At 46.4% G+C, this 22,039-nt stretch carries 20 protein-coding genes; 12 read left to right on the top strand and 8 right to left on the bottom strand.

Annotation, left to right across the window (positions count from 1 at the left end; all coding sequences use genetic code 11):
* The 3 genes from menB to menC all read left to right on the top strand — a co-directional run bounded on the left by menB (window position 1) and on the right by menC (window position 3,338).
* The gene (gene menB, locus EXW93_RS03085; RefSeq protein ID WP_023469886.1) at window positions 1-825 is read left to right on the top strand and encodes a 1,4-dihydroxy-2-naphthoyl-CoA synthase; all 825 of its coding nucleotides are present in this window, start codon (window positions 1-3) and stop codon (window positions 823-825) included.
* A 72-nt stretch (window positions 826-897) separates the two neighbouring features.
* A complete protein-coding gene (gene menE, locus EXW93_RS03080) occupies window positions 898-2,271 on the top strand; it encodes an o-succinylbenzoate--CoA ligase (RefSeq protein WP_174316024.1) in 1,374 nt (457 codons plus the stop codon).
* Window positions 2,268-3,338 carry an o-succinylbenzoate synthase gene (gene menC / locus EXW93_RS03075; RefSeq protein ID WP_174316023.1) on the top strand — a complete coding sequence of 357 codons (1,071 nt, stop codon included), beginning with the start codon at window positions 2,268-2,270 and terminating at the stop codon, window positions 3,336-3,338. Before menE ends, menC begins: the two co-directional genes overlap by 4 nt.
* 78 nt (window positions 3,339-3,416) lie before the next feature.
* On the opposite strand, the gene map is transcribed toward menC, so the two are convergent.
* From map to EXW93_RS03050, 5 genes are all read right to left on the bottom strand, one after another.
* Entirely contained in the window at window positions 3,417-4,178 is a 762-nt protein-coding gene (gene map, locus EXW93_RS03070; RefSeq protein ID WP_023467279.1) for a type I methionyl aminopeptidase, read from the bottom strand.
* 13 nt (window positions 4,179-4,191) lie between these two features.
* Window positions 4,192-5,382, bottom strand: a complete 1,191-nt coding sequence (locus EXW93_RS03065; RefSeq protein ID WP_023467278.1) for an EAL-associated domain-containing protein — start codon at window positions 5,380-5,382, stop codon at window positions 4,192-4,194.
* A gap of 72 nt (window positions 5,383-5,454) precedes the next feature.
* Entirely contained in the window at window positions 5,455-5,721 is a 267-nt protein-coding gene (locus EXW93_RS03060; RefSeq protein WP_023467277.1) for a hypothetical protein, read from the bottom strand.
* A 106-nt stretch (window positions 5,722-5,827) separates the two neighbouring features.
* Complete coding sequence (gene cshA / locus EXW93_RS03055; RefSeq protein ID WP_035398788.1) at window positions 5,828-7,387, bottom strand: degradosome RNA helicase CshA; 1,560 nt, start codon at window positions 7,385-7,387, stop codon at window positions 5,828-5,830.
* Between the two features lie 332 nt (window positions 7,388-7,719).
* On the bottom strand, window positions 7,720-8,574 hold the full coding sequence (locus tag EXW93_RS03050; protein WP_023467275.1) for a CvfB family protein: 855 nt from the start codon (window positions 8,572-8,574) through the stop codon (window positions 7,720-7,722).
* Between the two features lie 232 nt (window positions 8,575-8,806).
* Here EXW93_RS03050 and EXW93_RS03045 point away from each other — a divergent pair, with 232 nt between their 5' ends.
* The 7 genes from EXW93_RS03045 (at window position 8,807) to EXW93_RS03015 (ending at window position 16,192) form a co-directional block, all read left to right on the top strand.
* Window positions 8,807-8,974 (top strand): hypothetical protein, encoded by a 168-nt coding sequence (locus tag EXW93_RS03045; RefSeq protein ID WP_023467274.1) that lies wholly within the window; start codon window positions 8,807-8,809, stop codon window positions 8,972-8,974.
* Window positions 8,975-9,099: 125 nt separating this feature from the next.
* Window positions 9,100-9,405 carry a hypothetical protein gene (locus EXW93_RS03040; RefSeq protein ID WP_075642943.1) on the top strand — a complete coding sequence of 102 codons (306 nt, stop codon included), beginning with the start codon at window positions 9,100-9,102 and terminating at the stop codon, window positions 9,403-9,405.
* Window positions 9,406-9,443: 38 nt separating this feature from the next.
* Complete coding sequence (locus EXW93_RS03035; RefSeq protein WP_023467272.1) at window positions 9,444-9,701, top strand: hypothetical protein; 258 nt, start codon at window positions 9,444-9,446, stop codon at window positions 9,699-9,701.
* Window positions 9,702-9,779: 78 nt separating this feature from the next.
* Window positions 9,780-10,478, top strand: a complete 699-nt coding sequence (locus EXW93_RS03030) for a lysophospholipid acyltransferase family protein (RefSeq protein ID WP_174316022.1) — start codon at window positions 9,780-9,782, stop codon at window positions 10,476-10,478.
* A 1-nt stretch (window position 10,479) separates the two neighbouring features.
* A complete protein-coding gene (locus tag EXW93_RS03025) occupies window positions 10,480-12,381 on the top strand; it encodes an ABC-F family ATP-binding cassette domain-containing protein (protein ID WP_058713982.1) in 1,902 nt (633 codons plus the stop codon).
* Window positions 12,382-12,552: 171 nt separating this feature from the next.
* Window positions 12,553-14,394, top strand: coding sequence for a diguanylate cyclase domain-containing protein (locus EXW93_RS16615; protein ID WP_174316021.1), 1,842 nt, complete (start codon window positions 12,553-12,555; stop codon window positions 14,392-14,394).
* Window positions 14,395-14,404: 10 nt separating this feature from the next.
* Entirely contained in the window at window positions 14,405-16,192 is a 1,788-nt protein-coding gene (locus tag EXW93_RS03015) for a GGDEF domain-containing protein (protein ID WP_035398791.1), read from the top strand.
* A 55-nt stretch (window positions 16,193-16,247) separates the two neighbouring features.
* Here the strand turns inward: EXW93_RS03015 and EXW93_RS03010 are convergent, their stop codons facing one another.
* From EXW93_RS03010 to EXW93_RS03000, 3 genes are read right to left on the bottom strand one after another with little or no spacing between them, the layout of a single operon-like run.
* Window positions 16,248-16,892, bottom strand: a complete 645-nt coding sequence (locus EXW93_RS03010) for a hypothetical protein (RefSeq protein ID WP_023467267.1) — start codon at window positions 16,890-16,892, stop codon at window positions 16,248-16,250.
* Entirely contained in the window at window positions 16,889-18,061 is a 1,173-nt protein-coding gene (locus EXW93_RS03005; RefSeq protein WP_023467266.1) for a DEAD/DEAH box helicase, read from the bottom strand. Before EXW93_RS03005 ends, EXW93_RS03010 begins: the two co-directional genes overlap by 4 nt.
* Window positions 18,062-18,089: 28 nt before the next feature.
* Complete coding sequence (locus EXW93_RS03000) at window positions 18,090-18,518, bottom strand: hypothetical protein (RefSeq protein WP_023467265.1); 429 nt, start codon at window positions 18,516-18,518, stop codon at window positions 18,090-18,092.
* Window positions 18,519-18,857: 339 nt separating this feature from the next.
* Here EXW93_RS03000 and pflB point away from each other — a divergent pair, with 339 nt between their 5' ends.
* Both pflB and pflA read left to right on the top strand, forming a co-directional pair.
* Complete coding sequence (gene pflB / locus EXW93_RS02995; RefSeq protein WP_055966668.1) at window positions 18,858-21,107, top strand: formate C-acetyltransferase; 2,250 nt, start codon at window positions 18,858-18,860, stop codon at window positions 21,105-21,107.
* Window positions 21,108-21,141: 34 nt separating this feature from the next.
* On the top strand, window positions 21,142-21,861 hold the full coding sequence (pflA, locus tag EXW93_RS02990; RefSeq protein WP_023467263.1) for a pyruvate formate-lyase-activating protein: 720 nt from the start codon (window positions 21,142-21,144) through the stop codon (window positions 21,859-21,861).
* Window positions 21,862-22,039: the final 178 nt, after the last annotated feature.

Raw genomic sequence — 22,039 nt, 5'->3', positions numbered from 1 at the left:
ATGAAATATGCTCCGGAATGGGTATCAGCCCGCAGCTATGAAGACATCAAATATGAACAATGGAACGGGATCGCGAAAATCACGATCAACCGTCCTGAAGTTCGCAATGCGTTCCGACCACACACGGTCCACGAACTCATCGACGCATTTTCACGTGCACGTGACGATCAAAATGTCGGCGTCATCATCTTAACAGGTGAAGGCGATCTCGCATTCTGTTCTGGCGGAGATCAAAAGGTACGTGGACATGGTGGATATGTCGGTGACGATGAAATTCCACGCTTGAACGTTCTTGATCTTCAACGTTTGATTCGTGTCATCCCAAAACCAGTCATCGCTATGGTCGCAGGTTATGCGATTGGCGGCGGACACGTCCTTCACCTCGTGTGTGACTTGACGATCGCTGCAGACAACGCCCGCTTCGGACAAACTGGTCCAAAAGTTGGTTCATTCGATGCTGGATATGGCTCTGGTTACCTCGCACGCGTTGTTGGACACAAGAAAGCGCGTGAAATCTGGTACCTCTGCCGTCAATATGACGCACAGCAAGCACTTGATATGGGACTCGTCAACACGGTCGTCCCACTCGCAGATCTCGAGCAAGAAACGATTCAATGGTGTGCTGAAATCCTTCAACATTCACCAACGGCTCTTCGTTTTCTCAAAGCGGCATTCAATGCTGATTCAGATGGTCTTGCAGGGATTCAGCAACTCGCAGGAGATGCAACGTTGTTGTACTACACAACGGACGAAGCAAAAGAAGGACGCGATGCGTTCAAAGAAAAACGCAACCCGGACTTCGGACAGTTCCCACGTTTCCCATAATGAAAAAAAGGTTCAATCGTCTTACGACATTGAACCTTTTTCGTATATTCATCTCAAAAGGAAGTGACTATTTTGTATCCTTGGATCTATACACGGGCAAAAGAACAGCCGGATGACATCGCACTCATTACGGAAACAGAGCGTTGGTCGTGGTCTGAACTATATACACGCGCACATCGCTTAGCAAGTACTTGGGCGACGATCGTGACACGCGGAGACCGGATCGCCCTTTACGGTCCATCGAGTGCGCGCTACATCGTCGCACTTCACGCAGCTCAATTGCTTGAATTGACCGTCGTCCCGATCAACACACGTTTGACGCAGACAGAAGTGTTGCGTCAATTCAAACAGGCAGATGTACGGCTCATCGTGACGGACCGGGCACTTGATACAGCGATTCCGTGCCGTACTTTCTCTTATGAAAAAGAAGCACCTGACCTGTTAATACGCCATATGCCCAAGCAATACGTCCAATCGATGCTCTTTACGAGTGGTACGACCGGACATCCGAAAGCCGTCGAACAAACGATGTTGAATCATTTCTCGAGTGCGACGAACGCCGCGCGTCATATCGGATCACTGCCAGAGGATCGTTTTTTGATCGTCACGCCGCTGTTCCATATGAGCGGATTAGCTGTCGTCTATCGGGCAGTCATCTATGGAGTACCAATCATTCTCGAGCCACATTTTTCGCCAGAACGCGCCTTACACTGGATTACGACGGAAAAGATCACCCATGTCTCACTCGTCTCGGTCATGCTTGATCGGCTGCTCGAAGCCGGGCTACGTCGCCACGCACTTCGCGTCGTACTGACAGGAGGCGGTCCTGTACCATTACCGATTCTGACGCGTGCACTCGACCGCAATATCCCGGTCATGCAGACATACGGGATGACGGAAACCGCTTCTCAAATCGCAACCCTCTTGCCTGAGGATGCCTTACGAAAGATTGGATCGGCCGGACAAGCGATTCATCCGACACAAATTCGCATTACACGTCATCAAGAAATCGAAGTCAAAGGCCCGACGATCATGAAAGGCTATTTTCATGAGGAAGAGAAAACGGCAGACGCCTTTACGGCAGATGGTTTTTTCAAGACTGGTGACTTAGGACGTCTGGACGCCGACGGATACCTCTATGTCCTCGATCGTCGAAGCGACCTCATCATCTCAGGTGGGGAAAACATTTATCCAGCTGAAGTCGAATCAGCACTTCTCTCGATTGATGGAATTCAAGAAGCAGGTGTCGTCGGACGATTTGATGCTAAATGGGGACAAGTTCCGGTCGCCTTCATTGTCAGTACACTCGATGAAGTCATCGTCCGAACGGAAATCAGTCAATTGCTCGCTAAATATAAATGTCCGGTTGATTATATCTATCGTAGCGCGCTGCCACGCAATGCGAACGGTAAACTATTGCGGAAGCAACTGAAGGAGTCATTATGAGTATCACTCTCCGGTCTGCCGAACTGTTCGATGTTCCGCTCGTCTTTCGTCGTCCGATGCAAACCGCCCTCTCGACGCTGACAGTACGTCGGACGACGATTTTGCGTCTGACTGATTCGGAAGGACGAATCGGTTACGGGGAAGGTGTCGCGTTTGATACACCGTGGTATACATCAGAAACACAGCACTCTCTTCAAGGAATCGCTCCGCTGCTGTATCGATTACTTGAACAACCGCTCCATCATCCAGCAGACGTTACGGATCGTTTCCGCATCGTCCAAGGTAATCCGATGGCAAAGGCGATGTTCGAAGGAGCGATCTATGAATTATTCGCAGCAGCTACCGGTCAATCGCTCGCCACGTATCTCGGAGGTGATGAATCATCTCTCGTACCTTGCGGGAAAGCACTCGGACGGGCTTCCGCAGCACAGACCGTCGAAGCCGTCGGACAAGCGATCGCTTCCGGATATGGACGGATCAAGCTGAAGCTCGCTCCGACGGATACCGTCGTTCTTGAGCAAGTACGTGCCGCTTTCCCTGATGCGCCCTTGATGTTTGACGCTAACGGTAGCTTCACTGAAGCAGACTTCCCTCTATTACAACAGTGGGATTCATTCGGTCTCGTTATGATGGAACAGCCGCTCGCAGCGTCGGATTGGTCCGGACATCAACGTCTCGCTAGCCTCTTACAGACACCGATTTGTCTGGATGAATCCATCGTCGCTCCAGTGGATGCCGAGTTGATGCAGACGCTCCACGCTGGTCAGATTCTAAACATCAAGCCGGCACGCGTCGGTGGACTGACGAACGCTTTGTCCCTTCGAACAAAAGCACCCTACTGGCTCGGTGGGATGTTCGAGAGCGGTATCGGGCGTCGTCAGACCCTTGCTTTTGCAACACTTCCTGGACTCGCTTATCCGATTGATATGGCAAGTACTGCCGATTATTTCGAAGAAGATTTGCTTGAGACTCCGTATCATGTCGAACACGGACACATTCGTTATTCCGCTCCAGCCGTATCCGAGTCACAGTTAAACAAATTGGCAACGTCCCGGATATCCTTATAATAGGAGTACTACAACAAAAAAGAGGCAATGGATTGACTTCCATTGCCTCTTTTTCGTATTTTACTATATAAGCTTTTCTTAGAACGATTCTTTGCCTTCGACTTTCGTCAAAATCTCATACCCGTCCTTCAAGACGACGACCGTGTGCTCGAATTGTGAGACGAGACTCCGGTTCGGTGTGTATAACGTCCAACCGTCCCGCTCATCTTCGATACAGAACTCATCTCCTGTTGAAATAAACGTCTCGACAGCGATGACTTGCCCTTCCTTCAACAAATCATTCTCTTCACGATTGAAGTAGTTCGAGATGGATTCTGGCTCACCATGGAGTGTCTTACCGAGACCATGTCCCGCTAAGTTACGGATGACCGTGAAACCGCTCTTACGTGTTTCGGCATAGATTGCTTTTCCGATCTGGTTGACCTTCGTTCCGGCTTTGACTTTTTCAAGTCCTTTCTCAAGCGCCGTCAATGACACTTCAACGAGTCGGACATCTTCCGGACGTTTTGCTTCTCCTGCGATGACCGTCTTCCCTGTGTCCGAGTAGTAACCGTTCTTCACAGCCGAGACATCGACATTGACGATATCACCTTCTTGAATGACATACTTCCCTGGGATACCGTGTGCTGCGATATCGTTAACACTGATACATGTCGCTCCTGGGAAATCGTACATGACGATTGGAGCAGACTCTGCTCCCTGTTCCTTCAGGATGCGTGCTCCGATGTCATCGAGTTCCTTCGTCGTGATTCCCGGTTTGACGGCATCCGCCATCTCATCGCGTGCCATGGCGACGATTCGTCCAATTTCTCGTAATGCCTCGTAATCATAATCTAACACTTTCATTTCCTCCTCATTCACTCAATCGTTCTTGATATAGATAATCTGCAGAGATATCCGCAAATAAGAACATCCCATTACTGAGCGGCATACTAAATGTCCGCGTTTGTTCACTCGAGCTGAAGTCGACGTACCGTTCGGACAAATATCCACTATGTCGTCGTTCCATCGCTACCGTCGTCCGGATGAAGTAAGGACGGAAACTCCAGTTGTACCCTTTGTAGAAGGAATACAGTTTCCACTCCCCACTCTTTTTACTGACGTTTGAAGATTGTTGGAATCCATTCGCATCCGTGATATAAAACCGGATGAATTCCGGCTCCATCTTCCGGGCGAGCGTCAGCAACCATTGATCGAGATCTTGCTCCGGCTTCAAGGACTGACAATCTTCATTAAATCGAACCGTCCAGTCTTGCTCTAGCTGAAACAAGCGATTCATCTGCTCGCGATCATATTTATAAAACATCGGGACTTCATGGATCAACACTTCCATACCAGGACAGGTCATGACCCATTCAGGTGATGCTTCTCCAAGTAGATTCCCCATGTAGTAACGTCCTCCGTGTTGCCACGCATACCGAAGTTGACCGAGATGACTGATATTCTTATACAAAAGTGGCGCTCCAAGCTGGTCGCAAAGATGCTCCATCGTCTGTAAGAGATGTGGATACGACGCTGAGACGGTCTTTTTTTCAATCATGGAGGATAAATCGACGATCAACATATCCGGCGACATCGAAAAGACACGTTCAAGACTCGTTGCTTCCGCACGGTCCAGCGCTACCTTCAGTCCAGAGTTCTGGTAATACGCGACGATCCGACCCAGACGGTCAAAATCATCGACTTGGACATCCGTCAAAGTAACGTACATCCGCTCTTTTGGAAACGACGAGTCGACCGTCCGTAAGACATGCAAGAAGTCCTCCCCACCGTTTTCAAACAGCCAAGCTGGACGACAACGGATCAGAATAAACGCTTGTGCATCGGAGGGTACTTTTTGGAATGCTTGACGGACGACATGCCCCATGACTTCGAGTTGATACTCGATTGGAACATCGTCTTCCTGAAAAAATGGTTTTAACGGTTCTCCACGAAAATGGGACTGGATTTCATACCCTTCCACCTTAAAAGGGGCAGCGCCTACGATCGGTTGAAACCATGCCTCTATCTCTTCGGGATGAACGATGACATCTAATGCATCCATTCTATTCCCCCCTTGTACTCTTGTTCTATCTTAACAAAAAAAGAGCCTCTCTGTAACGAGAGAGCCCCTGTTTTACGATAACGTCGTATCTTTCCGCAATGCGATATACAAGTACACACCGAATGTCGCCGTCAAGTAGATGATACTCAGGACACCGTATTGGATTCCGACGGCTCCTCCCTTACCGATGGCTAGCACAAGAAAGATGATGCCGCCAAATAATAAGGTCGCCAACGGAATATAACGAAAATGTCCTTTTGTCGTCCGCTCACAAATCTTTTTCGTCGCGACGATCAGTGCAACGAGACAGACGGATGCTGCTACATAAATGGTATACACGAATGATTCAGCCCTCTCCCTATCGTTCATGGCTCATTTTATCATGACCGCTCAGATAAATCATAAAAAAGAACCGACTTGTCTGTGACAAATCGGTTCGAATCGTTTACTTTTCAAAACGTGGTTTACGTCCACCACGGTTACGATCGCTTTCGCTACGGTTGCTACGTCCAGCATAACCGCCTTCACGACGATCTGATGAAGAAGATGAACGACCACCTTCACGACGCTCGCCACCGCGTGGGTTGTTTCCACGGTATCCGCCACTGCGGTTGCCGCTTCCACTTCCACCTTTGTTTCCGTAAGGACGACGGTTTCCACCACCGTTGCTACCGAAACGTTTCACGCGGATTGGTTCGATTGAAGAGATTTGGACTGGTGTTGCATCCGGCTCTTTCGTCAATCCTTTAAGTGCTGCTGAAAGAAGTTCCACTGCTTCGTACTCTTCTAAGAGTTCTTGTGCAAGTGTCGTATATTCTTTTGAGTCTTTTGCTTCAACGCGTTTGATGAGTTCTTGTGCAGCAAGCTTCAAGTTGCCTTCTAAGATTTCATCAAGTGTTGGTGCATGACGACGTGACATTTTTTTGTTCGTGACACGTTCGATTGTTTTGATTTGACCGAATTCACGTGGTGTAACGAATGTGACAGCCGATCCTGTTTTACCAGCACGACCCGTACGACCGATCCGGTGAACATAGCTCTCTGGATCTTGTGGGACGTCGAAGTTGTAGACGTGTGTGACACCAGAGATGTCAAGACCACGTGCTGCAACGTCTGTCGCGACGAGGATATCAATCGTTCCTTTTTTGAAACGACGGATGACTTGGTCACGTTTTGCTTGTGTTAAGTCACCGTGTAAACCGTCAGCTGTGTATCCACGTTGGATCAAACCTTCAGTCATTTCGTCAACACGTTTTTTCGTACGACCGAAGATGATTGAGAGTTCCGGAGAATCCGTGTCGATCAAACGGCAAAGAACGTCGAATTTTTGGCTTTCTTTCAATTCGATGAATGACTGGTCGATGTTTTCAACTGTCATTTCTTTTGCTTTGACTTTGATGTGTGTCGGAGTCGTCATGAAACGATCTGCGATTTTACGAATTTGTGGTGGCATCGTTGCTGAGAATAAGAGTGTTTGACGTGTTTCAGGAAGTGCACCGAGGATTTTCTCGATGTCTTCGACGAATCCCATGTTCAACATCTCATCTGCTTCGTCAAGGATGACCGTTTGAACGTGATCGAGGTTCAACGTCTTACGGTTCATGTGGTCCATCAAACGTCCTGGTGTCGCAACGACGATTTGTGGATTTTTGCGAAGTGCGCGGATTTGACGATCGATTTGCTGACCGCCGTAAACAGGAAGTGCATGAACGCGTTTTACTTCACCGATCCGGTTCAATTCTTCTGCTACTTGGATTGCGAGCTCACGTGTTGGAGCAAGAATCAACGCTTGGATGTTGCGTGATTTTGCGTCAAGACGCTCGATTGTTGGGATACCGAATGCTGCAGTTTTACCAGTACCTGTTTGTGCTTGACCAATTAAGTCAACGCCGCTGAGTCCGACTGGAATTGTTTCTGCTTGGATTGGTGTTGCTTCTTCGAAGCCCATTTTTAGGACACCTTTGATAAGTGCCTCACTAAGATTTAATTCACGAAATGTTGTCAATGCTAAATACTCTCCTTTGTCATATGAAAAGCGTCTGCCACTAAACAGACGCTACCGTAACGAATACAATCGACTACCTATTATAACAGAATCTATCACATAAAGATAGAGTGGTTTCTCTTATAATAATGTTTAGGGAAGTCACCATCATAATCGTTGCCATAAGGGCGAGGGAAAGGCGAAGTGCCCGGACCGTGCGATGTACGTCATCGCGTGCCCCCACTAGTGATGGGGTATATTCAGTAAATGGTCGCCGGTAATCAAACCAGCCGCAACCACCAAAATGATGAATTCCTTACTATCTATTCGAAACGCAGGCTTACTCGGTCCGATTATTTCGTCAACCGAATACCCGTTTCATTTTTTTCTATTTTTTTATCTTTCAACAGGCGACCGAGCGCTCGTTTGAATGCTGCCTTGCTGAGACCGAATACTTCATCGATCGTCTCGGGAGCTGTCTTATCACCATACGGCATCTGACCATCATGTTCAAGTAGATGGTTCAGAATCAACTCCGCGTCTGTATCAATGGCTTCAAAGGCACGTGGTCGTGCTGAAAGTAATACTGTACCATCTGGTTTTACATTTGTCACTCGTAATTTCAAGACTTCTCCAAGACGCGGCCAACGTTCCATCTCACGTTCATGCAAGAATCCGATCGATTGATCGTTGACCCAGACGTTAACGCCTGGTTCACGTTGTGAGAAGACGAGACCTTCGACGTCCATGTTGTTCCACTCCTCTGGAGCTGGCTTCGCACGTAAGTTGAAGTATGCATAAGGTGCAGGGTCTCCGAGTAACCGAAGCTTCTGATCATGTTTCAGACGAATGAAGAGTTGATCGCCTTCTTCTGGCCAGAACATCCGGCGCTGCGGCAAATCGTCGAGTGAGACGAGAACGTCTTTTTGAATACCGATGTTCGCGAACACTCCTGTGTTATAGCGTGTTCCATTAATCGTCGTCTTGACATAGTCTTCAAATGAAGCTTCTGGAATCGTCATCGATGATGCTAGACGCCCTTCATTATCTTGATACAAGAAGACTTCTACCTCTTCATCGAGGGCTACTTTCCGTGTTTGTTCATTGTTATGCAACAACACGTCTTCATTTCCATCTGTCAGAAACACTCCGAACTCTGCTTCGCGTTCTACTTTTAATGTGACAACCTGTCCTGCGCGTAATCCCATTTCGGGTCATCTCCTCTCTGTATTTGAATCGATTCCAGTTCTTGTGAATCGTTCTGCTGTTCTTTCCCTACCATACTATACTCTTTTTCCATTCATCTCTGATATCGACACAATGGTGACAGTTGTGACATATTTGTGAACGGAACACATTTGCGTGATTTTTTGAAAAAAAGATATATGATTAAATAACAGGAAAAAGAAGGTTTAGTTTAGGTAAATATGGGGGATAAAAATGTTTCATAACATTCAATCGCGTTCGTTCGCACGACGCTTCACGAAAACATTGGTTTTTGCATTTTTTGCGTTCCTTGCTACGATTGGAATTGTCTTCGCAGAAGGATCGAACAGTACGGATATGACACCGAAGACACCAGCGCTTCAGCAAATCGATCGCCCTTAAAATCTACACCTTCCGTGTGGATTTTTTATTTTTTCCGGACATTTACAGGACGATAAAGGAAAATTGCGTTTGACCTCGAATTAAATGAACATGCCATCATTTTAATTTTTGAGGAGGAAACGGACGTGCTCTTCTACTTATTTACGACGATTACGGGTCTCATCACTACATACTTAAGTTTTGTTACCGGTTATTATACGAGTTCGATCGGTGTGTTCGTCTTTACACTAGCGATTTGTCTGTCACTATCATCGATCCGCCAGTTGATCCGTACGTCCTATCTGACTTACATTGAATACATTCAACACCGTCGTGTCAAAAAACAGTACGAACGGATGAAGAAACGAGAACAATCTTATCAAATCGGCTATCCTCATCGAGATCCGAGTACACCACTTGCATTCTCCGCGACAGACCAGCATGATAAGTAAAGAACACGATTTCATCACCTAGGAGGAACAGATTCATTATGAACGAAATCCCTTTATCAAACGGTTGGACACTTCGCTACTCTCCTGTCATCGATTTATGGTTGAAGGAAGATGGCGTACTGCTCGTAGATCACGAAGATAAGGTCCGCTTGACTCTCATTTTGGATGAGGAAACGATGGAAATCAAACAGATCGACAATACGAACGCCACGTTCTCTGTTGATCCGACGACACGTCGCCTCACCTTTGAACTTGGAGAAAGCGAAGAGGAATCTGAGCCTCGTTACTGGGAATAATCACGCAGACTGGGTGCGACGCCCGGTCTTTTTTTGTACAATAACATCAGCAATGAAAAAAGGAGCTGTCACTTCACCATGATCCGTACTGTCATTTGGTTCATTTATTTTGGACTTGTCTTACCCTGTACCTTACCGTTTTTACCAAGCGCAAAACGTCGAACGCATCTCGCGCGCTATGCATTCGTTCAGCGTGTAGCGAGCGTCTGGGCAAACTCTCTTCTCCGACTCGCTGGCGTTCGTGTCAACGTGACGGGTCGTGAGCATATCCCGGCAAACGAACCCGTCGTCTTCATCTCGAATCACCAAGGGAACTTCGATGTCCCGATTCTACTTGGAACAATCGATAAACCGAAAGCATTCATCTCAAAAATCGAAGTGAATAAAATTCCGATCGTCAATGTTTGGATGAATCTGATGGGGTGTGTCATGATTGATCGAAAAGATCGACGTCAATCGCTGAAAGCAATCCGTTCTGGTGTCGACACGATCAAGGACGGACAATCGATGATCATCTTCCCGGAAGGAACACGCTCTAAAGGCGGTCCAATGGCGGAGTTCAAAGCGGGAAGCTTCACACTCGCGACATCAAGTGGTGCTCGTGTCGTACCCGTCGCAATTTCAGGGAGTTATCGCGTTATGGAGGAAACGGGTAAAATTCGCCCTGCCACGGTCGACGTTACGATCTTACCGTCGATTGATCCGAGTACGATGAAACAGAAAGAACTCGTCCAGACAGTCGAACAGCAAATCAAACAGATTGTAGAAGGTGTCTAATATGTTAATGAAAGCAGAAAATCTTAAAAAAGAATTCGCTGATAAAATCGTCTTCGAAGATGTGACATTCTCTGTCTCACCTGGCGACCGGATTGGCATCATCGGTGTCAATGGTACCGGTAAGTCGACTCTCCTGCATATCTTGGCAGGCAAAGAGACGGCAGACGCTGGTACGATGCATCACCCGAATGATTATCGGATCCGCTTGCTATCGCAAACGACCGATTATCCGGAAGACCAAACGGTCATGGAAGTATTGTTGTCTGGTGATACACCAACGATTAACGCGTTACGTCACTATGAAACAGCGCGTCTAGCACTCGAACAAGATCCGACGAGTGAAACACTACTCAATCGCTTCATCACAGCTCAGACAGAAGTCGATGCTGCGCAAGCTTGGGACACGGAATCACGCTTAAAGATGATTTTAAACAAACTCGGCATCCTCGACTTGAACGCGTTGATCGGCTCTCTTTCCGGAGGACAACGCAAGCGTGTCGGACTCGCTGAAGCTTTACTTGATGAAGCCGATCTTCTCCTGCTCGATGAGCCGACGAACGAACTCGATGCTGAGACGATCAGTTGGCTTGAGACTCAAATCAAGGAATACCGTGGTGCGATTCTACTGATTACCCACGATCGCTATTTCTTGAATCGTGTGACGAATCATATGATGGAGATCGCGAACGGTACGGCTTATTTCTATGTCGGAAACTATGAATCGTTTCTTGAGAAACGTGCCGAACGTCGTGAACGGACAGCATCTATGGAAGAAAAACGTCAAAACATCCTCCGTCGCGAACTCGCCTGGTTGCGTCGCGGAGCAAAGGCGCGGACGACGAAACAAAAAGCTCGGATCCAGCGCGTGGATGCTTTACAAGACCTCTCGTACGAGGAAGAAGAATCAACACTCGAAGTACAGGTCGGTTCGACCCGTCTTGGTAAAAAAGTCATCGAAGCGCATGACGTCTCCCATCGATTTGGTGAACGGACCCTTTTTGAATCGTTTAACGCTCTGATTGGACGGAAAGAACGGTATGGCATCGTAGGGCGAAACGGGAGTGGAAAATCAACACTTCTTTCAATCCTTGCGCAACGCTTAGAACCAACAACCGGTGAAATCATTCACGGCGAAACGGTGAAGATCGGCTTTTATGGGCAATTTGCCGAGTTCACGCATCCCGAACGCCGTGTCATCGATGAGGTCGAACGGATCGCAAAAGTCATCACGACACTCGCTGGTGAGGAGATCACGGCAAGTCAGATGCTCGAACAGTTTCTCTTTAAACCGGAAGCCCAATATAAACAAATCGGTAAGCTTTCCGGCGGCGAAAAACGACGTCTGAAATTGTTGACGATTTTGATGGAAGAACCAAACGTCCTCTTCCTTGATGAGCCGACGAACGACTTGGATACTGAGACGTTATCCGTCCTCGAAGATTATTTAGAATCATTCCCAGGCACCGTCATCACGGTCAGCCACGATCGCTACTTCCTCGACCGGGTCGTCAATCGCTTGATTGCATTTGAAGACGGGAATGTCGTCTTTTATTATGGACAATATACAGACTATCTTGAGCAAATGACAGCACCCGTTCCATCAATCGTTGTTGAAAAGACGGTTGAGGTTGCTACAGCACCAAAGATAGAGACGCCAAAAAAACTAAGTTATCAGGAACAACAAGATTGGGCAATCATTGAACAACAAATCGAAGAAAGTGAGACAGAACTGGAGCAATTAGAAGCCGAACTTGCTTCGGCAGGAAGCGATCTTGGTAAAGTCAATGAACTGTATCAAGCCATTGAAAAAACGAAAGCGATGCTTGATGAACGGATGGAGTATTGGACGTACCTTTCTGAAAAAATCGAGGCATTTGAAAACTATCGTCAATCTAATCAATAATTTCGATAAGCGGAGTTCTTCCTTAAAGAAGAACCCCGCTTTTTTCATGAAATGGGAATCACCTCTTATTTTCATTTTAAATCTGAAAATAAATGTGAATTCAAACTAAATATCGGGTAATGTTATAGCATATTTCGTTTTTATGGAAGGCTTGCGAAAGGAGGAGTTCCGGTGAAACGGATCGTTCAAAACATCTACCCTACCGTCGCATTCTACTTAGTTGTCACGTACACCCTGCTCTGGCTATTACCACAAGATCGCTCGTTACAACTTTCAGCGATCATTAGTCTAGTCGGTTCTTTCGTCATTTTCCTACTTAGTCAATCGAAGGCTTTCAAACAATCTTCCATTCCATATAAATGGTTATCGGTCGCCTTTTTCTCGTATTTTCTAGGCGATTTCCTCAATATGATTGGTCGTCTTTTTCAATGGAACGCTGTTAACCTGAACGTCTTACTGGATTTGCCTTACACGGTTCATTTAACGATGATAGTCATCTTCTTATTTCGGCAGTTGGATTTGACTTTGTTTCAAAAACAAAAATTATTGATTCTTGATTCTTTAACATTGTTCACTGTATCGATGATTGCTGGATACATCGCTATTTTCCGCTTTGTCCCCTCTTATACGCGAACGGTGCTCGAGCAAATCAGTTGGACCTTCTATGCCTTCTTGACGATTCTGTTGACGCTGTTTTTTTTCTTACTTTATGCTTCTGGACTAAAGCGAAACGTATCGAGATTAGGATTCCTCTTTCTCGTACTCGGAACGTTCGTGCTCGGTATGACGAACTTTATTTTTTATACGTTGTTATTGAACGGTGAACCGCGAATAGCTGGTTTATTGCTTCCGCTATACCCACTCAGCGGACTCTTCACCCTTGCCTTCATGAATACTCGCGCTCTTCCCATCAGTCATGAACAACAAGCAACTCTTATTCGGGTCGAAACACTTACGCGTTCCTTGATGTCGTACATCTTATTATCTGTACTGATTCTCTATATTACATTCTTCCCTGTCTCCCAAACCTTTTTCTCACTTTCCGTCGGCATTACGTTTTTATTATTTTTAACACGACAGCTTTTTTCATATCAGGAAAATCTGCGGTTGTTACAGGAAACAACAGCATTGCAAACGAATCTAGAAGACATCGTCCATCAAAAGACAGCACTCTTACAGTTACGTGAAAAAGAACTAACGTCGCTTTTTCTATCTTATCCAGAAGTTGTTCTTGAAATCGATGCTACGTATCAGATTCGATCTGTCAATCCAGCTGCTGTCGAAGCTGGATGGAGCGATTTACCGCTCGGACCGAGCCAACGGCTACAACTCGATCGACTCATTCCATTGCTTCAACAAGCGCAGCTGATTTATCCCTCTCATTTGCTACATGTACCGGCCACGGAGGAACATCCGGAAATCTTTTTGAATACGACAATCATCGATATCCCGGATCAACAACGCTATTTCGTCATCTTGGCGGATATCACGGAAGATTATCAACAGGAAGTATGGCTAGAACGTATGGGGTACCATGATTCGCTCACGCATTTGCCAAACCGACGTTACTTCGAGGAACAACTTTATCTAACTCTGCCGACGTTAGAATACGGCTCCTTACTATTCATTGATTTAGACGGTTTCAAACAAATCAATGACACTTATGGGCATGATGTTGGTGACCTCGTGTTACAAGAGACGGCGAGCCGCCTTCAATCGATGACGACGTCAACTGATCTCGTTGCACGTCTTGGAGGAGATGAGTTCTTGATCTTCATTCAGGCATCTGCTTCGGAAACACGTCAGTTTGCCGAACACGTTCTCGAAGTTCTAAATCATCCGTTCTATATTCAGACACATACGCTTCAAGTCACACCATCAATCGGAATTTCCTTATACCCTGAAGATGGTAAAAGCTCAGAACAATTATTGATTCGAGCAGATGAAGCCATGTACCATATTAAGAAGACCGAAAAAAACAATTTTTTGTTCGCTACTCAAATTAAACGTTAGGAGGGAGTCCATGCTTAAATCGAACTATTTCATCCGTTGGTTTCCTGCCATGCTCGTCATGTCTTTTGCTCTAATGATCCTTGCCACATGGACCCCTTCCATCTCTAATCGGATCGTTGAACAAGTACTACAGTATGCCTCTCTTGGATTGATTGCTTATTTTATTCTTACTGCTTATCGTAAGGAACAAGCATTAGTCGTACCAAGACGAAAATTCTGGCTGATCGCTTTAGGATCACTAGTTTTATCCTGTATCGGTTCCGTTCTTGAGACATTACATTTCTTCAATCCAGACTTTCCAGTTCCATCTATTTATAGCCTAATTTTATTTTCAATATCCCATTACGTATTCTTATACGCGATTTTTTACCGAATCATCACAAAACGGACACTCGGACAACACGTACTCGCTTTCGTCGATGCCGCGATCATCGTCGTTTTCATTGGACTTGTCGCGTTTCACGTCCTCAATGAATTGACGAATCCTGGACTGCAAACTGTTCCTTATGCCATCATCGTCATCACGAATACATCACTCGGTTTATTCGTTTTCTTCTATTTCACGTTCATCCAAGAAACCCATTGGGTATCAAGGATGGCATTGTTCTTATTGTTTTTATCCATTTTTATTCGCGGTATCTACGAAGTCTCAAGTGTTTATTTCCCGGACTTCTCAGCGAATTATCTATTGTTTTTCCCGATCTTGATCCGTTTGGTGCAAAGTGCAGCTATTCTATGGCATATTGATCATATCGAAGAAGGAACCACTCGAACGACGGTCATTCCCCGCTCCTGGCTCCCTCTACTGGCCGTTCCTTTATTCATTCATTACATGGTGGAACGAGAAGGCGGAAAGCTCGATATCTTTATCATTTTAGTTTTACTAATCATTCGACAAATCTTGATTGCTCGTCAGCATGGGTTGATCGTCGCACAATTACACGAACGGAATGAACAACTCGCTTCACGCATCGAACATCGAAAACAACAAATTAAAGATAGCGAACAGCAAGTCATCCCACTCTTTCTCGGTCACCCTGATCCGATGATTCGACTCGATCAATCCGGAACGGCACTATACGCGAACTTAGCTGCCCAACGTCTGTTTCATTTACCCGACATGACGATTGAACATATTCCTCGTACGATGCGTCACCTATTAGAAACACTTGAGACAGATATCGATGAGTATGAAGATGAACAACATAGACGATATGAGATCATTGATATTCCGATTCAAATTGCTGCCACCTCGATGGGACGTTTCACGATTTTACATGACGTCACTGAACGAAAGCTCCGGCAAAAACGGATCGAATACCACGCCTACCATGACGCCTTGACAAGTATCGGAAACCGTCGTTCGTTAGAGCGAGATTTTTCGAACCATCTCCTCGAGATGAATTATCTTGCGGTAGTCGATTTAGACGGTTTTAAGCAAGTCAATGATACGTATGGTCATGAAGCAGGTGATTACGTATTGATCGAGGTCGCGAAACGATTGAGCGAGCATACGAATTCTTTAGAACAGGTGTATCGACTGGGTGGAGATGAGTTCGCGATCCTCTTACACGCCGATGATGAACTGTCCTTACGTCGAAAATGTAAATCCTTCTTACACTTTTTAAGACGTCCTTACGTCTATAAAGGACAATCCTTATTCGTTTCTGCAAGCATCGGTGTGACCGCGTGTCATAAAGCTGATCTTGAAACATGCTTAAAGCAAGCCGACCTTGCCATGTATCGCGTGAAACATCGGGATAAAAACGATGTCGCCCTATATCGAGCAGATTCTTGAAAAAAAACCTAGAACACATTGATCATAATCGGTCATGTGTCCTAGGTTTTTTCGATTATTCTTCTGGTCTCGGCGCAATGTTGCCTTCTTCGATATCGAGGAGTAAGTCGATCAATTCCGCACAAAACTCAGGGTACTGGCGAAGCAACGCGTCTTCTCCTACTTCATCCACGAAATCTGTCAACAAGGCGAGGACTTCTGGTACCAGTGCGCGCGCTACTTTCATGTAGGCAATCGCAAAGCGCCATTTCCCAGAAATGTAGAGCAGTTTTCCAATCAACAAATCACCTGGTTCGACTTCAATCTCAGACAAATCCGTTTGATACGTCTGTTTTGACATCAAATCAACGACACCATCCGCCTCGACTTGAAACAGCGAGGGCATCGGGTCCGCTAATCCACGCAAGGCACGATAGAGGCTAGGCGATAACTCTTCTTTGACCTGCTCAAGAAAACGACCGTGCGGCGTTTTTCCTTGATCATCCGTCTCATAGAAGATGGCCCAATCTACGAATAAGTCCCGGAACAACTCAGCATCTTTTAAATACCAACGTCCCTCCGTTGCAATCTCTTCTATGAAAGCGACCCAATCCGTACTACGTGCTGTCGCTGCTTCTTGATACATCTTCTTCAAGGCTGCATTCATTTCCGCTTCAGAAACCGTCGTCGGAAACGGAATTACTTTTCGATCGTTCTTCATTTCGATCGCCCTTTCCGGTGAGGAGTAGCCGGTCGTTTAATCGTCTGAGGTGCTGTGAATTCACGTTTTGGAATGACTTCCCCACGGTAAATTTCCATTGCTTCCATCTCGACGCCCATTTGCTTCGCAAGTGTTTTTAAGTGTTTTAAGTCTTGATCCGTAACAAGAGCAAGTACCATTCCGTTCGCATTTCCACGTCCCGTCCGACCTGAACGGTGTACGAAATCGTCAAGCGACTCCGGTAAATCGTAATGGACGACATGCGTGACTGCTTCGATATCTAGACCACGTGCCGCAAGACCTGTCGTGACGAGTAAAGGAAACTCTCCTTTTTTGTAAGAACGTAATGTCTCCATTCGCTCTCGTTTTCCTTTTTCAGCATCCAAAATCCGATATTTCAATGAGAATTTACTCAACTCACCATTTAATGGTCCGAGGAAGGAGCGGTTGTTGATGAATGTCAGCACTTTTGATCCTTGCATGTTCGCCAGGCGACGTAACAATTCCGGCTTCTGACGACGTGAAGTCTCCAAATAACCGAATGTCACTTGTGTGCTGACGGCACGCTCAACCCGAATCGTCTCAGGGTTGTTTGCAAGCGTCCGTCCCCATTCTGCTGTCCGTTCCGGCAATGTCGCGGAGACGAATGCTAACTGACGATCGCGTAGTGCACTGTTTGCGATTCGCGTCGCCGAGTCACTCATACCACTCTCATAGATTTGATCCGCTTCGTCCAAGACGATCAATTTCACCTTATGCATCTTTAGCTTCTTCGAATCGATCAACTCAACGAGACGCCCTGGCGTTCCGACGATGATTTGTGGTTTTTTCTTCAATCGTTCATATTGTCGTTTTAATTCAACACCACCAATGAATGCACCGGATTTGATACCACTTCCTTGAGCAAACAATTGAATGACTTGATGAATTTGCATGACGAGTTCCCGTGTTGGTGCCGTGATCACGACTTGCACGTGTGGTTCTTCTACTTCAATCTTTTCTAAAGCTGGAATGACATAAGCAAGCGTCTTCCCTGTTCCTGTTGGCGCTTCAGCCAGGACATCTTTTCCTTCGCGCAACAACGGAATCGCTTGTTCTTGAACAGGCATCAACTCGGTAAAGCGCGCCCGTTCCCATGCTTCCTGTAAAAATGGTTTTGTAAAGTTCATAACGATTTCTCCTACTCTCTTAATTCCATCATGCCGTTACGTATTCGACATGATCTCCTGATGCATCACGGTATCCCCGTAATGTCTGTGTATATTCATTTCCTGCGTCGAGCAATCGAATGTGGAATCGAATCTCGCTTTCACCGGCTTCTTCTTCTAAAATCTCGAATCCTTGGATGACACGATCCTGTAATTCTGCAGCGAGTGCCGGGTACTCCGCAAGACTCGCATACGTCGCTTTTACGTCAACCGGACGACGAACAAGCGCAATCCAATACGATTCATCATAGCCGATAAAGTCTTCATAATCAAAATCATCTTCAAATCGAATCCAGAATCCATCATTTTCGAATTCCGTGATCATTCCCGTTCGCGTTGAACCGTCCGATCCGATTTTCAGCGAGACCCAGTCTCCCGACTGATACTCTCCTTGTTGTGTTAATGATACATACTCCATTTGGCACACCTCCACGTTCTATATTCCCTTTTTCATTGTCAACGATACGTCTTAAAAATACAAGGCACCGTAGCGTGACATTCCTCACAGTTTCAACTGTTCTAGTGAATCTTTTTCAAATCAACTCATACAGTTTCCAAAAAACCTTGAATTAGCAATCTAAAACTGTTTTTTTAAAACTATTTTCATATGAATACAGAAATAAAGAAAGCCCGTCATATCAACGTTTGTCCACTTGTTAAAACATTCACATGAACGTAAAGGGAATCACCCCTTCCTTTTGTTACACTATTCACATAAGGAACTGATGATTAGCTCAATATTAAAGGAGTGGTATCCATGTTATTAGAAAAAACGAGTGCTTGGACGAACTTTACGTCTGGTGAATGGGTAAAGACGATCGATGTCGCAGACTTCATTCGACTCAATCGCACGGAATATACAGGAGATGATCACTTTTTAGTCGGTCCGACGCAAGCAACGGAACGTCTCTGGCAACAAATTCTACAGCTGACGAATGAAGAACGACAACGTGGTGGTGTATATGCCGTCGATGCTAAAACACCATCAACGATCCTCTCGCATGATGCAGGGTATCTGAATCGCTCACTTGAAAAAATCGTCGGTTTACAGACAGACGAACCGTTTAAACGTTCGATTCATCCGAACGGTGGGATTCGGATGGTGAATGATGCCCTAGCTGCGTATGGCTTTGAAGCAGACGAGACCGTCACGAAAACTTTCAGCGAGTACCGGAAGACACATAACCAAGGGGTTTTCGATGCCTATACCCCTGAAATGCGCGCTGCACGTAAAGCCGGTATTATCACCGGATTACCTGATGCTTATGGTCGCGGACGGATCATCGGTGACTATCGTCGTGTTGCTTTGTACGGAACGGCACGCTTGATCGAAGAACGTAAGAAGGATTTAAAGGCACGTGGCGGGTTCTTATCTGAATCGATGATTCGCGACCGTGAAGAGATGAATGAACAGTTGCGCGCATTAACGGAATTGACCGAGCTTGGAGCTCGCTATGGTTTCGATCTCTCCCGCCCTGCAGAAACAGCACAAGAAGCATTCCAGTGGGTCTATCTTGCCTATCTTGCTGCCATCAAAGAGCAAAACGGGGCAGCCATGTCACTCGGTCGAGTCTCGACGTTCCTTGATATTTATGTCGAACGTGATCTTGCGGCTGGTCGCTTGACGGAAGAGACTGCACAAGAACTCGTCGATCATTTCGTCATGAAGCTTCGGATCGTTAAGTTCTTACGGACACCAGACTACAACGATCTATTCTCGGGTGATCCGACGTGGGTAACGGAATCAATCGGTGGAATGAGTGAAGATGGACGATCAAACGTCACGAAAAGTTCATTCCGCTTCTTACACACTCTCTCGACACTTGGTCCGGCACCGGAACCGAATCTAACCGTTCTCTGGTCTACTCAGCTTCCACGCGGATTCAAGGAATTCTGTGCGAAGATGTCGATCGTTTCAAGCTCGATTCAATATGAAAACGATGATTTGATGTTACCGGTTTATGGAGATGATTACGGCATCGCTTGTTGTGTCTCCGCGATGAAGATCGGGAAACAGATGCAGTTCTTCGGTGCGCGAGCAAACCTGGCAAAAGCATTACTTTATACGATCAATGGCGGAATGGACGAGAAGCTCAAAATCCAAGTCGCCCCAGCAAGTCCATTGATGCTTGATGAAGTACTCGATTACGAAACCGTCATGGCGGCTTATGATCGTCAACTCGATTGGCTCGCAGAACTGTACGTCAACACACTGAATGTCATCCACTACATGCATGATAAGTACAGCTACGAACGGATTGAGATGGCTTTACATGATCCAGAAATCTTACGGACGATGGCATGCGGTATCGCTGGTTTATCGGTCGTCGCTGACAGTCTATCTGCCATCCGTTACGCAACAGTTCGTCCAATCCGAGATGCGGATGGGATTGCAGTTGATTTCAAGATCGAAGGCGAGTTTCCGAAGTTCGGGAATAACGATGAACGGGTCGATCAGATGGCGGTCGATCTCGTCACACTGTTCATGGAGAAAATCCGTAAACATCCAACGTATCGCAATGCCCTTCCGACGCAGTCTGTCCTGACGATCACTTCAAACGTCGTCTACGGTAAAAAGACAGGAAATACACCCGACGGACGCCGTGCGGGTGAACCATTCGCACCGGGTGCTAACCCGATGCATGGACGTGATACCCGTGGTGCTGTCGCCGCCTTGACGTCTGTCGGAAAATTACCATATGAACATGCGCTCGACGGGATTTCCTACACGTTCTCGATCGTGCCAAAAGCACTTGGTAAGGATGAAGCCACACGCATTCGCAATACAGTCGGATTACTTGACGGATATATGGGTGGTACGACTTCAAAAGGACACCATTTGAATGTCAACGTCTTTGACCGTGAGACGTTACTCGATGCCATGGAGCATCCAGAACAATATCCACAGTTAACGATTCGGGTATCCGGTTATGCAGTCAACTTCATTAAACTGACGCGTGAACAACAGATCGATGTCATCAATCGAACGTTCCACGGTTCTCTCTAAAATGATGTGTAGTATGTGAAAGGAAGTGAGCAGGATGACCTATGGTATGATCCATTCCGTTGAATCATGTGGAACAGTCGATGGTCCTGGCATTCGATTCATCGTCTTTACGCAAGGATGTCCACTACGGTGTCAATACTGTCATAACGTGGATACATGGGAGTTCGGTTGCGGACGGCGTGTCTCAGCAGACGAAGTCGTAAAAGAAGCGATCAGCTATCGCTCCTTTTTCGAGGCCACGGGTGGTGGAATCACCTTCTCTGGAGGTGAACCACTCGCTCAGCCAGAATTCTTGGAGGCTGCTTTAACAGAAGCAAAACGCCATGGACTGCATACGGTCATCGATACCGCGGGATCCGTCGTCCCAAAAAACATCGATGCGATTCTCGATGCGACGGATTTGGTACTACTCGATATCAAACATATCGACGATGCCGCTTGTCGCGTCTTGACTGGACGGAGTAACGCCAATACACTCGCCTTCGCAAAACGCCTAGCCGAGCGAAACATTCCCGTCTGGATTCGCCACGTTCTCGTTCCAGGTATTACGATGTCGGAACATTTCCTCCGTCAGACCGGCGAGTTCATCCGGACGCTCGGAAACGTCGAGCGCGTTGAAGTACTCCCGTATCATCAACTCGGTGTCTATAAGTGGGAAAACCTCGGTCTCGCATATCCGTTAACTGATGTGCTTCCCCCTTCATCAGAAGAAACGGATACTGCGCAAACCTTACTTGAATCGTACTTGTGTTAACGTTTCCAGTTTGTTACAATGACGGCATAGACTATGAACAGGAGGTACAACACCGAAATGAAGCAATCACTCGTACACGTCGCTTGATGAATGAAATCATCTCTTTCGCAATGCAGTTGCGGATGTCTGACGCTACGAGTCTGCTCTATTTCGGTGTGACCAACCTCTGGCCAGCACC

The sequence above is a fragment of the Exiguobacterium sp. JMULE1 genome, from assembly GCF_013337175.1.
GTDB lineage: Bacteria > Bacillota > Bacilli > Exiguobacteriales > Exiguobacteriaceae > Exiguobacterium_A > Exiguobacterium_A indicum.
This window is presented reverse-complemented; position numbering and strand designations above follow the sequence as displayed.

What these genes read in the sequence shown, in the direction of transcription:
- menC (WP_174316023.1), top strand. Translation starts at nt 2,268, where the DNA reads ATGAGTATCACTCTCCGGTCTGCCGAACTGTTCGATGTTCCGCTCGTC.
- menB (WP_023469886.1), top strand. Translation starts at nt 1, where the DNA reads ATGAAATATGCTCCGGAATGGGTATCAGCCCGCAGCTATGAAGACATC.
- EXW93_RS03065 (WP_023467278.1), bottom strand. Translation starts at nt 5,382, where the DNA reads ATGGATGCATTAGATGTCATCGTTCATCCCGAAGAGATAGAGGCATGG.
- pflB (WP_055966668.1), top strand. Translation starts at nt 18,858, where the DNA reads ATGTTATTAGAAAAAACGAGTGCTTGGACGAACTTTACGTCTGGTGAA.
- EXW93_RS03050 (WP_023467275.1), bottom strand. Translation starts at nt 8,574, where the DNA reads ATGGGATTACGCGCAGGACAGGTTGTCACATTAAAAGTAGAACGCGAA.
- EXW93_RS03015 (WP_035398791.1), top strand. Translation starts at nt 14,405, where the DNA reads ATGCTTAAATCGAACTATTTCATCCGTTGGTTTCCTGCCATGCTCGTC.
- EXW93_RS03010 (WP_023467267.1), bottom strand. Translation starts at nt 16,892, where the DNA reads ATGAAGAACGATCGAAAAGTAATTCCGTTTCCGACGACGGTTTCTGAA.
- EXW93_RS03005 (WP_023467266.1), bottom strand. Translation starts at nt 18,061, where the DNA reads ATGAACTTTACAAAACCATTTTTACAGGAAGCATGGGAACGGGCGCGC.
- EXW93_RS03000 (WP_023467265.1), bottom strand. Translation starts at nt 18,518, where the DNA reads ATGGAGTATGTATCATTAACACAACAAGGAGAGTATCAGTCGGGAGAC.
- EXW93_RS03030 (WP_174316022.1), top strand. Translation starts at nt 9,780, where the DNA reads ATGATCCGTACTGTCATTTGGTTCATTTATTTTGGACTTGTCTTACCC.
- EXW93_RS03035 (WP_023467272.1), top strand. Translation starts at nt 9,444, where the DNA reads ATGAACGAAATCCCTTTATCAAACGGTTGGACACTTCGCTACTCTCCT.
- EXW93_RS03045 (WP_023467274.1), top strand. Translation starts at nt 8,807, where the DNA reads ATGTTTCATAACATTCAATCGCGTTCGTTCGCACGACGCTTCACGAAA.
- pflA (WP_023467263.1), top strand. Translation starts at nt 21,142, where the DNA reads ATGACCTATGGTATGATCCATTCCGTTGAATCATGTGGAACAGTCGAT.
- EXW93_RS03025 (WP_058713982.1), top strand. Translation starts at nt 10,480, where the DNA reads ATGTTAATGAAAGCAGAAAATCTTAAAAAAGAATTCGCTGATAAAATC.